Below are 12637 nucleotides of genomic sequence, written 5' to 3' on the forward strand. Positions count from 1 at the left end.
ATAATTTTCAGCTCCAGTATAATGTATATTAATTAATATTATAGTTTAAGCATATAGACATAGTAAATTAAAATATTAAAACTGCAATTGTTATTTTAATTTAAGGTGATTCATTAACAAATATCTGCTTTATTTTCAAACGGTAAAGTAATCCTTTATTTTTTCGAAAGTTTTCCCTCCTATCCCTTTAATTTCTTTTAGGTTATCAACACTATTAAATTGGCCATTTTTTTGTTTATATTCTATAATTTCTTTTACTTTTGTCGGTCCTATACCAGGTACATTTAACAAATCACTTTCAGTAGCAGTATTCAAATTCACTTTAGTCAGTGTAGAATTATTTTGAGTAGAAGGTTTCACATTTGAATTAGTACTAGTAGTTTGGCTTGAAGAAGATTGATTTGCATCATTTTTAGAAGGAACATTAATCATTTTTTGATCAGTTAGCTTTTCAGATAAATTAATTTGAGTTACATCTGCCTCTTTTAAAAGTTTAGCCTTTTTTAAAACATCATTGACCCTATCTGAGCCTTTCATTTCATAAACATCGGGTTTCTCGACTGCCCCTTTAATATCAACTAATACGGTTTTGTTTTCTGATTCTTTTTTATCTGAACTATCACTTGCAGGATTTTTATTTTTAGTTTGGTTGTTACTTCCATGTTTATACATTTCGCTATTATTAGTTGAAGATTTTGCTAAATCATTATTCAATGTAGTTTCTGAATTGTCCTCTCCTTTGAAAAATATTAAGAAAATCCCAACTGAAACAACACTAATTGCTATTATAATTTGAACTTTCCATTTTAAAATAAAATTGATTATATCAGTCATATTATTAAACAAAAAACTCATCTCCTTATATGTATAAACGTATAAGGAAACGAGTTTACTATAAAAAATTATTTATGAACGACGAAAAATAGTCTTTCTCCATTTTCATCATGATTATTAATATCAAAATCTACAAATGTTTCAATTTTAGAAAAGCCAGCTTGTTTTAGTAAATTATGATAATGTTGCTCTTCAAAAGTTCTTTGATAATGAGATTCATCAAATCTATGATAACTGCCATCAGTATTTTTAATGAAAAAGCTCATATCATGATATACACTATAAGGCTCTTCCCCAGCAATAGCTTCCCATGCAAGGAAAGTATCATTAGTTTCGTCTATATAACATTGATTATTGAACAGCGTATTCATTTTAAAAATAGTATGAACATCAAAAATGAAAACTCCAGAATCTGATAGATGATTATATACACAATTAAATGTATCAAATACTTCCTCGTCATCTGGTAAGTAATTCAGTGAATCACAAAATATTGTTATGACATTAAACGTTTTATTTAATGAAAAATCGGTCATATCTCCTTCTAACCAAGTAACTTGATTAGATTTATTAGCAGCAATGGATAGCATGTCACTACTTAAATCCATTCCCGTAACCGTTCCAATAGAAGTAAGTAACGATGTTAAACTTCCTGTGCCACAGCCGATATCAAGTACATCTAGTTTATCTGTAAAAGGCTGTGCATAATGCTTAACTATAGCAAACCACTTATCATACGGTTGGTCTAAAGTTAATTGATCGTATACTGTACTCATTCCAACATACTGAGTCATATTAATAAACTGCCTGTTCGTATGTTTTTATTGGCGCGTCTTGATATAATTTCTCAATATTATAGTAATTGCGTTCATCTTTATGGAATATATGTACTACAACATCAGCTAAATCAATTAATACCCAACGAGCACTTTGATATCCTTCCATACGTTTAACATCGATATCTTGCTCATGAGCAGCTTCCTTAACAGCTCTAGCGATTGATTGTACTTGTCTTTCATTATTACCATGACAAACCACAAAGTAATCAGTCATATCACTAATACCTTGCATACTAAGAGAAACAATATCTTCCGCTTTTTTGTTTTCTGTCGCATTGACAGCAATATTTAATAATTCTTCTGAATTCATTTAATCATCCTTTATTCTTTGATCACTATAATTATAATAGTTTAAACATGAAATCGTTGCGCCGAATACTGTAATATCTTTACCAATTAAAAATAAAACTGTTCGCTTAGATATTTCATAAATTGTTTTATCTAAGCTACCTTGATTGTATGCCATATCTCGGATTTCTTCAACTCCGGGGGTCTTTCTTCCAGGCTCAATGTAATCAGCTATAAAGACTAATTTTTCAGTTTTAGTCATTTCTTTACGACCAGTAGTATGATTTTTTATAGCTAATAATACTTCTTCGTCTTGAACATTATATTCAGATTTCATAATTGCTGCACACACTGGTCCATGTAAGATCTCGCTGCCATAATTTAATAATTCACTATCTAAATCGTGTTGACGTACGATTTGATACATACTACTTAAATCATCATATTTGCAATAATCATGCAAGACGCCTGCTAATTCAGCTTTTTCTTTGTCACCATCATAAATTTCAGCAAGTTTAACTGCTGTTTCAGCAACTCTTAATGAATGTTTAAATCTTTTTTCAGGCAATTTATCTTTAACTAATTCAACAGCTTTTTTAATTTTCATAAAATCCTTCCTCTCTAATATAGTTATTAACCTTTCGAGGGACTAAGACATTTATTGTTTCTTTATTTTTTACGCGTTGTCTAATCATAGAAGAACTAATATCCATACGAGGAATAGTAATAGAAACCATATCCTCATCAACTGTTTGATGATCTACGCCACGATTAACAATAATAAAAGTAATTAACTGTTTTAATTCTTCAATTTTATACCATTTATCTAATTGCTCATATTGATCAGTGCCAATGATGAAATAGAATTTAGCATTAGGTTCAATATTAACTAGGTCTTTTAAAGTGTCATACGTATAACTTTGCCCTTTTCTTTGTAATTCAGCTTCACAAATTTCGCCAAAGCCTAGTTCACTTATTACCATCTCAATCATATTCATTCTATATTTCGCATCTAAATAATCTTCATGACTTTTTAGAGGCGCCATATAACTAGGTAAGAAATAGAATTTATCAGGTTTAATAATAGAATGCACTTCATTAGCTACTAACATATGTGCAGTATGAATTGGGTTAAATTGACCACCATATAAAACGATTTTGTTTGCCATAACTTATGGTAAAGTGATTTCTTTATTTTCTTCAGATTCTCTGTAAATCACAATCATAGAACCTATGACTTGCACAACTTCACTATTAGTAGCTTCACTTAAACTAGTTGCTAGTTCATTCTTATCATCAAAGTTATTTTGTAATACATGAATTTTAATCAGTTCTCTATTTTCCAGTGTATCATCAATTTGAGCAATCATATTTTCATTAATTCCAGCTTTACCGATTTGAAAAATAGGATCAATGTTATGAGCTAAACTTCTTAAATATCTTTTTTGTTTTCCAGTAAGCATATTATTCTCCTTTTAAATTTTTTAGTACTGCATATTTCATTTCTTGAATATTTGCTTGTTTTCCAGTCCAAATTTTGAAACTTTCTGCACCTTGATAGACAAACATATCTAAACCATTATAAATTTGGTTTCCTTTAGCTTCAGCTTCTTCTAAGAAAGGCGTTTTATAAGGGATATATACAATATCGCTAACTAAGGGGTTGGGTGATAAATGTTTTAAGTTAATGACATGCTCTTTATTCTCATCCATACCAGCAGGCGTTGTATTAATTATAATATCGAATTCATCTAAATGCGTCTCAGCTTGTTCAAGTGAAATTGCATTAATATCTAATGTCCAAGATTCAAAACGACTCATTGTTCTATTTGCCACTGTTAATCTTGGTTGAACGAACTTGCTCAACTCATTTGCAATGCCTTTACTCGCCCCTCCAGCACCTAAGATTAATATATAAGCATTTTCTAAATCAGGATAGACTTGTTTTAAACCAGTAACATATCCTAGACCATCAGTATTATATCCAATCCATTTACCATCAACTATTTTTACAGTATTAACTGCACCTACAGTTTCTGACTGTTCATCAATCTCATCTAAATAAGGAATGATACGTTCCTTATGTGGAATGGTGATATTGAAACCTGAAATGCCTTTTTCTTCCATAATTTCTCGGATTTGATCGAATCGTTCTACTGGAATATGCAATGCTTCATATGAATCGTTCATGTCTAATGCGTGAAAATTAGCATTATGCATGATTGGAGATAATGAATGTGAGATTGGATCACCTATTACGGCATATTTCATTTAAATTACCACCTTACATTATAGAGTTACGTAATACTACATCAACATTCTTAGGAACTCTAACTATTACTTTTGCGCCTGCTTCAATAGTAATAAAGCCTAATCCAGATATCATCACATCTCTTTTTTCTTTACCCGTTTCTAATCGGACTGCTTTAATATTGCTCATATCAAAATTGCTGGCATCTTTTGGAGGCGTTAATACATTACCAATTTGATTACGCCATAAATCATTTGCTTTTTCAGTTTTAGTACGATGAATATTTAAATCGTTGGAGAAATAGCAAACTAATGGACGCTTGCCTCCACTGACATAGTCAATTCTAGCTAAACCACCGAAGAATAGTGTTTGCCCTTCGTTTAACTGGAAGACGCGCTGTTTAATTTCATTTTTAGGTACAACTATTTTTAATTCTTTTTCAGTGACATAATGCGTCATTTGATGTGCTTGTATAATACCTGGTGTATCATACATAAATGTACGTTCATCAAGTGGAATATCTATCATATCTAGTGTTGTACCTGGAAATCTTGAAGTTGTAACGACATCTTTTTCTCCAACACTTTGTTCAATCAACTTATTAATAAGCGTAGATTTCCCTACATTTGTTGTCCCAACGATATAAACATCACTATTATCACGGTGATGATCAATGGCTGCTAATAAATCATCAATCCCCCAACCTTTATGGGCAGAGATTAATACAATTTCTTCAGCCTCTAAGCCGTATTTTCTTGCTGTTCTTTTAAGCCATTCTTTTACACGACGTTTATTTATTTGTTTAGGTAATAAATCCAACTTATTAGCTGCTAGAATGATTTTTTTATTACCTACAATACGTTTAATAGCATTGATAAAAGAACCTTCGAAATCAAAGATATCTACTACGTTAACAATAATACCTTTACGGTCAGCTAAACCATTAAGTAAATTTAAAAAATCATCGCTGTCCATTCCGACATCTTGAATTTCGTTATAGTTCTTAAGTCTAAAACAACGTTGACAAATTACATCATCTCTAAATAAATTATGTTCTGGCACATAACCAGGCGCATTTTTATCTTCAGATTGAAGAGGTGCGCCACAGCCTATACATTTTAAAGTTTCATCCAATCAATTTTCCTCCCATTTAATGTATCCTTTATTTTTAAAATAATTTAATAAACGACGTTCGATAATTCTATTAAATTTAGTAATAAATCCATCTGTTCTTTTTACTGGAACAACCATAATAGTATACAACCCATTGCGATTACCACCAAAAACATCTGTAAGCATTTGGTCACCAATAACAATCGTTTCTTTAGGTTGAATACGCATTTGTTTAATCGCTTTTTTGAAAGCTTTACCCATAGGTTTACGTGCTTTAAAGATAAAGTCCACATTTAAGTCCTTAGAAAAACTTGCTACACGATCTTCATTATTATTTGACACTATAGTAATAGTAATACCTAAGTCATTGGCTTTTTTAAACCATTGTTTAATTTCAACTGTAGGAGATTTCACGTCCCATCCTACTAATGTATTATCTAAATCTGTAATAATGCCTTTGAACCCTGCTTTTGCTAATTTTTCAATATCTATTTCAAAAACAGATTTAACGTAATCATTAGGCATAAAATATTTTTTAATTAAACCCATAATCTTCACCTTTAATAATTTTTTATAGTTCAGATACTAATTTTTTAACAATTTTACTTGATGATTGAGCTGCTTTTCCTAAAAATTCTTCAAAAGACATTTCAGCCTCTCCATTAGCTAAATCTGAAACAGCACGTGTAACAATAAATGGTACTTTAAATTGATAACAAGTTTGTGCAATTGCTGTAGCTTCCATCTCAACAGCCATTGCAGTTGGAAATTGGCGTTTAATAGTTAAACGTTGCTCCGCACTGCCAATAAAGCTATCACCACTAACAATTGGGCCAACTTTAGCAGTTAAATCTTGATTAATAACAATTTGTTCAGTTAATTTTAATAGTTTTGAATCTGCATTAAATTTAGCAGGCATTTGAGGAATTTGGCCATATTCATAACCAAATGCAGTTGCGTCAGCATCATGATAAATCACTTCATTACTAATTAGAATATCACCTACTGCTAAACTTTCATCTAACGCGCCTGCAGATCCTGTATTAATGATGATACGAGGATTGAACTTTTCAATTAATAAAGTTGTTGATATAGCAGCGTTGACTTTACCTATACCACTTTGTGTTAGCACAACTTCTTTGTCGTTAAGTTTACCTCTGTAGAATTTTGCATGAGCTGTAGTAATTTCACTCATCTCTACTAATTTATCTTTTAAAATAGCTACTTCTTCTTCCATAGCTCCTATAATTCCAATCATATTTACACCTCTATTTTCATCTTAGCATAAGCTATTTTATCACAATTTTATAGTCATCACGACCAAGATAAGTTAATTACGCAATAAATAATAGTTCTTTAATTTTCAAAAAGAAAAAACCTCTACACTGCTGAGAGCGTAGAGGTTTTAATTAAATTAGCCTTTCCATAGAGTGGCTAAATCTTGTAATGAGAATATTCCAGTGATAATCGTTACTACTACCGCAAGTATCCCGAATACAAGCATCCAAGTTGGATGTTTATAATCGCCAACAACTGATTTCTTACGGCTTGCGATAAGGATAGCTCCTAATGTGATAGGTAAAATCCAACCATTAATAGCTCCTGCAATAATCAATAAGCTTACTGGTTTGCCAATAAACAAGAAGATTAACGTTGATACAACGATAAAAATAATAACGATTAGATTATTTTTATTAACCATTGATTTATGTAACGTTTTTAAGAACGTTGCACTAGTGTATGCAGAACCGATTACAGATGACATCGCTGCTGCGAAGATAACAACACCAAAAATGTTCTTACCAATAGGTCCAATTGCATGTTCAAATACTGATGCTGGTGGATTGTCTGCACTTAGTGTGACACCAGTTACGACTACACCTAACACTGCTAAGAAAAGTAACGTTCTCATAATACCAGTAGTTAAAATACCCGCAACAGCAGAGCGGTTAACAAATGGTAAAAATTGTTGGCCTTTCATACCTGAATCAAGCAATCTATGTGCCCCAGCGAATGTGATATATCCTCCTACCGTACCACCAACTAATGTAATAATTGGTAGAATCAATTTAATAGGATGTTCTGGTGCTACTGTACGAACCAATGCTTCTCCATATGGTGGATTAGATACAACCATGACATATGCCACAACAAGTATCATTACAACACCTAAAATCATTGATACAACGTCCATAATTTTTTGACCACTTTTACTTACGAAAATTAAAATTGAGAAAATCGCTGTAATAGCAGCGCCCCATTTAATATCTAAGCCAAACATTGCGTTTAAACCAAGACCTGCACCAGCAATATTACCTATATTAAACGCCAATCCCCCAAAAGCGATTAATAATGAAATTACCGTACCTAAGCCAGGTAAAACTTTGTTTGATACCTCTTGACCTCGTAAACCAGTTACTACAAGTACACGCCAAATATTGATTTGTGCGCCAATATCAATAATAATCGATATTAATATTGCAAAAGCAAAACTAGCATAAAATTCTGCGGTAAATACTGCAGTTTGTGTTAAGAAAGCTGGACCAATAGCTGACGTAGCCATTAAAAAGACTGAACCATAGAGTAAACGTCTATGATTTTTCGTGAATTGGAATTCTTTCTCGTTAGTTTTTGGTTTTAAATTTTCTCCCATCTTGGAACCCCCCCTATAAGGATTGAATATCAATGCCTTCTTTCGTTAATTTTTTTCTGATTTGTGATACAAAATCTAATGCATGAGCGCCATCACCATGCACGCAAATAGTATCAGCTTTTAAATCAATTTCTTTCCCATTTTTACTAATCACCTTATTTTCAGTAACCATTTTAATCACTTGATCTAATGCCTCATCAGTGTCTGTGATGACTGCATCATCTTCTTTACGACTGACTAATTGACCATTATCTTCATAACGTCTATCTGCAAAGACCTCTGAAGCAGTTTTGAGACCAACTGACTCAGCTTCTGAAATTAATAAAGAATTAGATAAACCTACTAGAATTAATGATGAATCAAAGTCATATACAGCTTGCGCAATAGCATGTGCAATGTCTTTATCTTTAGCACCCATATTGTATAAAGCACCATGCGGTTTCACGTGGTTAATACGTGTGCCATGTGCTTTGCAAAAACCTTCTAAAGCGCCTAGTTGATAAATCATTAAATTGTAGACTTCTTGTGGCGCAATATCAATGTTTCTACGTCCGAAACCTTTTAAATCTGGTAAACCAGGATGTGCACCAATACTTACGCCATTGTCTTTAGCGATTTTTACAGTATCATTCATCACATTTTCATCACCTGCATGAAAACCACAGGCAACGTTAGCAGATGTGATTAATGGAATAATATCTTTATCCCCGCCAAATGAGTAATTACCAAATGCTTCGCCTAAATCACAATTCAAATCAATTTTCATTAAAGCTCAACTCCTTTGATAATTTGATGTTTTTCAAGGAATTTAATATCTACATCTTTCGCATCGCCATCAGCATACAATGGATAGCTTAATACCGCATATAAAAAGTCTGCAGTTGTTGAAAATCCTTCAATCACCATTTCATCAAGCGCCACTTTTAATTTTTTAATCGCATTTTCACGATTAGCATCTTTAACAATAACTTTAGCTACTAAAGAATCGTAATATGGTGACACTTGGTAACCAGGATATAATAGAGAATCTACACGAATATTAAATCCTTGTGGTAAATGTAATTTTTTAACTTTACCGGGTGTAGGTTGGAATTTCTTCTCAGGATTTTCAGCATTAATACGTGCCTCAATGACATGACCATTAAACACAATATCTTCTTGAGTGAAAGGTAATTCACCGTGTTGAAGTAAGTAAAGTTGTGCTTGTAATAAATCTCTATCAGCACGCATTTCAGTTACAGTATGTTCTACTTGGATACGTGCGTTCATTTCTATGAAGTAATGCGCATCTTCTGTAACTAAGAATTCGATTGTACCTGCACTTCTATAATTAGAAGCTTTAGCTACTTTAACAGCATCTTCACAAATTTGTTTGCGTCGTTCTTCTGATAAAGCTGCACAAGGTGATTCTTCGATTAATTTTTGGTTTTTACGTTGAACAGAACAGTCACGTTCACCTAAATGAACATAATTTTCTTTACCGTCACCAATGATTTGAACTTCTACGTGTTTTGCCACTGGGATGAATGCTTCAACGTATACACGATCATCGTTAAAGTATTTCTGTCCTTCACTTTTAGCTTCTTTTAAAGACTTCTCTAATTGTTCAGGTTCTTTAACGATACGAATACCCTTACCGCCACCACCACTAGCAGCTTTTAATACAACTGGATAACCAATCTCTTTAGCTAATTCTTTAACTTCTTCTACTGAATTAACTGCACCAGATGAACCAGGTATAACAGGAACCCCTGCAGAATCAACAGTTTGACGAGCAGTGATTTTGTCACCCATCATTTCCATTGTTGTTTTATTAGGACCGATGAAATGGATATCATTTTCTTCAACCTTTTCAGCAAAAGTTGTACTTTCAGACAAGAAACCATATCCCGGATGAATTGCATTAGCGCCAGTAATTTCAGCAGCACCAATAATACGTTCAATATTTAAATAACTATCTAATGGGTTAGCTTCTCCAATACAAACAGCTTGGTCAGCAAGGCTAACGTGTAGGCTTTTTTCGTCCCCTTTAGCGTATATCGCAACAGTTTCAATGCCCATTTCACGACACGCTCTAATGATACGGACCGCGATTTCTCCTCTGTTAGCTACTAAACAACGATACATACACAAGTTCCCCCTTATTTGACTTTAACTAGTACTTGATCATATTCTACATTTGTTCCATGATCTACAACGATTTCAGCTACTTCTCCATCAACGTCACTAGTCACTTCATTCATGACTTTCATTGCTTCGATATAGCCAATAACATCGCCAGATTTAATTTGATCGCCTACTTTAATTTGAGGTTCAGTTAGTTCTTTACTATCTTGTAAGAAGAACGTACCGACCATAGGTGATTTGATTTCTTGAGCGCTTTCATTTGTACTATCACTTTGACTTTGAGTTGAAGCCTCATCATTTGAATTTGTACTTTGTACAGTTTGTGAAGGAGCACTTGCATTACCTTGAGTTTGAATGCCTTCTGTAAAGTCTAATTCTAATTCACTTTTATTATCTTTAAACTTAAAGCGTTTAACTCCGTTTGATTTTACTAAATTAATGACCTCTTCTATCTTTTTAATATTCACTAATTATTCCTCCTCAATTATTTTTGCCAATTTATGTGATGTTGGTCTCATAGTTTGAATATTATAAATTGGTTCTTTTTCAATACTATTAAGCAATTTATTAAAATCTTCATCAAATTCTTGTAAATTTTGATTAGCATCTTCAGTTGAAATCCATTTAAATTGAATTTGATTACCTGGTTTAAACTGAGCTAACTTATTTAAATCAAGTTGACTCACTGTAGCTATTTTTGTGTAGCCTCCAACCGTTTGTTTATCATTTAATAGAATGATTGGATTGCCATCATTTGGCACTTGAATACTACCTAAAGCTACAGGTTCAGATATAATATCAGCACCTTCTTTAGGCGCAATATTATCACCAATTAAACGGTAACCCATTCTATCTGATTGATCAGAAATTTTGTATTGGCCTTCAACTAAGAGGTTTCTTTTTTCTTCTGAAAATGCTTCAAATTGTGGCCCTTCTAAAATATGAATAATATTATCTTCAGGTATAGCGTCATAATCAAGCGTTTTACCTAAATTACTTTTATAAGTGTCATTACACTTAACTTTAATAACATCATCCTTTTTCAAAGTTCTGCCTTTATAACCACCAATTTGACTTCTAGTATGTGTTGAATAACTATCTGCAACTTCAATGATATCTAGTGGGCGACCAAAGAATAAATAGCCACGAGCGCCTTCTACAACAGAACCAATTTCAAGTTTATCGCCTTTAGCAGCAAACAATACTGTATTATGTGCGACGTCTTGTTGATTCAACTTAGCAGTACATTCGCCACCAGTAATAACGAAAGTATTATCTTCTTTAAATTCAATCGTTGGACCTATAACTGTAAATTCAAGACTTGGTCCATCGTTATTAATTAAAGCTTGACCTACTTTGAAACTATTTTGATCCATTGCACCAGCACCTGAAAATCCTAAATGTTGGTAACCATAACGCCCTAAATCTTGTACAGTAGTAAAGAGACCAGGCTTAATAATTTTAATACTCATGATTATTAGTCACCCACTTTTCTTTATTAAATTTATTGTTAGCAATTTCAGATTCTATTTCTTTAAAAGTAGATTCATCAATCGCGTAAAATTTAATATAATCGCCAGCTTCGTAAAGCGTCATTGGATCAGAATATTGGTCAAAGACTTTTAAAGGCGTGCGACCAATGATTTGCCATCCGCCTGGAGAGTCTGATGGGTACAAACCTGTTTGATTATTAGCAATACCCACTGAGCCTGCATTAATCTTCACTCTTGGTTCAGAACGACGAGGCGTATGTAAACGTTCATCCAAGCCACCTAAGAATGGGAATCCAGGCATGAATCCTAGCATATAAATTAAATACTCATTCTCAGTATGGATATTAATTACTTCCTCAACACTTAAGTTATTATGGTTTGCAACTTCCTCTAAATCCGGGCCAACTTCTAAGTTATATAGTACTGGAATATGTATAACTTTCTTATTAGCATTCTCATCTGATGTTGAAAGTTCAATATGATCTAAATCTAATTGTGAGATAAGTTGTTCATAATCTAACTGTTTATTATCAAAGTTAATCATAATTGCTCGATATGAAGGTACAACATCTCTAATTGCTGAAATATTTTTTGAAAGTATGTATTGTGTAGTTGTATCTACATCTTGATAATTTTTTTCACTAATTTCTTCTTTGAAATAAAGTAAAATCGATTGTTCATTTATAACTTTAATTTCCAATGTGATGCCTCCCCCCTCTAAAAGCTATTTACATTTCTAAACAAATTTCACTACTAAATTAGCTTTGATTTATTTTAAAATGTGGTTAGCTTAGCTAGACATAAAACAATATTTATAAAAAAATTATAACATTTGTATATCGTAGTTGTTTAATAAGTATTTCAAATTACGAATAATAAAAAAAGTAAGGACAAAATTGTAATCGCTTACTTTATTGTATTCATAGTATTTATTTAGTTGTATTCACATAGTTATTTAGTTGTATTCACATAGTTATTTAAGCATATAAAATACAATTTGTCATGAAAAATTTATAATTTCTAAAAATATTTCGCCATA

16 protein-coding genes are annotated in these 12637 nt (G+C 32.3%); all 16 read right to left on the minus strand.

The window, feature by feature from the left end:
- Window positions 1-135 precede the first annotated feature (135 nt).
- The 16 genes from CD128_RS00005 to pxpB all read right to left on the minus strand — a co-directional run bounded on the left by CD128_RS00005 (window position 136) and on the right by pxpB (window position 12298).
- The gene (locus CD128_RS00005) at window positions 136-846 is read right to left on the minus strand and encodes a helix-hairpin-helix domain-containing protein (protein WP_415239145.1); all 711 of its coding nucleotides are present in this window, start codon (window positions 844-846) and stop codon (window positions 136-138) included.
- 56 nt (window positions 847-902) lie between these two features.
- Window positions 903-1628 carry a class I SAM-dependent DNA methyltransferase gene (locus CD128_RS00010; protein ID WP_103328062.1) on the minus strand — a complete coding sequence of 242 codons (726 nt, stop codon included), beginning with the start codon at window positions 1626-1628 and terminating at the stop codon, window positions 903-905.
- Window position 1629: 1 nt separating this feature from the next.
- Window positions 1630-1983: a ribosome silencing factor gene (rsfS, locus tag CD128_RS00015; RefSeq protein ID WP_103328063.1), complete on the minus strand. Its 354-nt coding sequence runs from the start codon at window positions 1981-1983 to the stop codon at window positions 1630-1632.
- Window positions 1984-2568, minus strand: a complete 585-nt coding sequence (gene yqeK / locus CD128_RS00020) for a bis(5'-nucleosyl)-tetraphosphatase (symmetrical) YqeK (RefSeq protein WP_103328064.1) — start codon at window positions 2566-2568, stop codon at window positions 1984-1986.
- Complete coding sequence (locus tag CD128_RS00025; protein ID WP_103328065.1) at window positions 2558-3130, minus strand: nicotinate-nucleotide adenylyltransferase; 573 nt, start codon at window positions 3128-3130, stop codon at window positions 2558-2560. The genes yqeK and CD128_RS00025 overlap by 11 nt, the downstream gene beginning before the upstream one ends.
- Window positions 3131-3133: 3 nt before the next feature.
- A complete protein-coding gene (gene yhbY, locus CD128_RS00030; protein WP_103328066.1) occupies window positions 3134-3424 on the minus strand; it encodes a ribosome assembly RNA-binding protein YhbY in 291 nt (96 codons plus the stop codon).
- 1 nt (window position 3425) lies between these two features.
- Window positions 3426-4232, minus strand: coding sequence for a shikimate dehydrogenase (gene aroE / locus CD128_RS00035; protein ID WP_103328067.1), 807 nt, complete (start codon window positions 4230-4232; stop codon window positions 3426-3428).
- A gap of 13 nt (window positions 4233-4245) precedes the next feature.
- Window positions 4246-5346 carry a ribosome biogenesis GTPase YqeH gene (gene yqeH, locus CD128_RS00040; protein ID WP_103328068.1) on the minus strand — a complete coding sequence of 367 codons (1101 nt, stop codon included), beginning with the start codon at window positions 5344-5346 and terminating at the stop codon, window positions 4246-4248.
- Window positions 5347-5874, minus strand: a complete 528-nt coding sequence (locus CD128_RS00045) for a YqeG family HAD IIIA-type phosphatase (protein ID WP_103328069.1) — start codon at window positions 5872-5874, stop codon at window positions 5347-5349.
- Window positions 5875-5896: 22 nt separating this feature from the next.
- Window positions 5897-6583, minus strand: a complete 687-nt coding sequence (locus CD128_RS00050) for a 5'-methylthioadenosine/adenosylhomocysteine nucleosidase (protein ID WP_103328070.1) — start codon at window positions 6581-6583, stop codon at window positions 5897-5899.
- 156 nt (window positions 6584-6739) lie between these two features.
- Window positions 6740-7978, minus strand: coding sequence for an NRAMP family divalent metal transporter (locus CD128_RS00055; RefSeq protein WP_103328071.1), 1239 nt, complete (start codon window positions 7976-7978; stop codon window positions 6740-6742).
- 13 nt (window positions 7979-7991) lie between these two features.
- Window positions 7992-8744, minus strand: coding sequence for a 5-oxoprolinase subunit PxpA (pxpA, locus tag CD128_RS00060; protein WP_103328072.1), 753 nt, complete (start codon window positions 8742-8744; stop codon window positions 7992-7994).
- Complete coding sequence (locus CD128_RS00065) at window positions 8744-10105, minus strand: acetyl-CoA carboxylase biotin carboxylase subunit (protein WP_103328073.1); 1362 nt, start codon at window positions 10103-10105, stop codon at window positions 8744-8746. Before CD128_RS00065 ends, pxpA begins: the two co-directional genes overlap by 1 nt.
- Window positions 10106-10119: 14 nt before the next feature.
- Entirely contained in the window at window positions 10120-10572 is a 453-nt protein-coding gene (gene accB, locus CD128_RS00070) for an acetyl-CoA carboxylase biotin carboxyl carrier protein (protein ID WP_103328074.1), read from the minus strand.
- Between the two features lie 3 nt (window positions 10573-10575).
- Window positions 10576-11577 (minus strand): 5-oxoprolinase subunit C family protein, encoded by a 1002-nt coding sequence (locus CD128_RS00075; protein WP_103328075.1) that lies wholly within the window; start codon window positions 11575-11577, stop codon window positions 10576-10578.
- Entirely contained in the window at window positions 11567-12298 is a 732-nt protein-coding gene (pxpB, locus tag CD128_RS00080; RefSeq protein ID WP_103328076.1) for a 5-oxoprolinase subunit PxpB, read from the minus strand. The genes CD128_RS00075 and pxpB overlap by 11 nt, the downstream gene beginning before the upstream one ends.
- Window positions 12299-12637: the final 339 nt, after the last annotated feature.

Origin of the sequence: Staphylococcus croceilyticus, from assembly GCF_002902575.1 — a bacterium.
Taxonomy (GTDB): domain Bacteria; phylum Bacillota; class Bacilli; order Staphylococcales; family Staphylococcaceae; genus Staphylococcus; species Staphylococcus croceilyticus.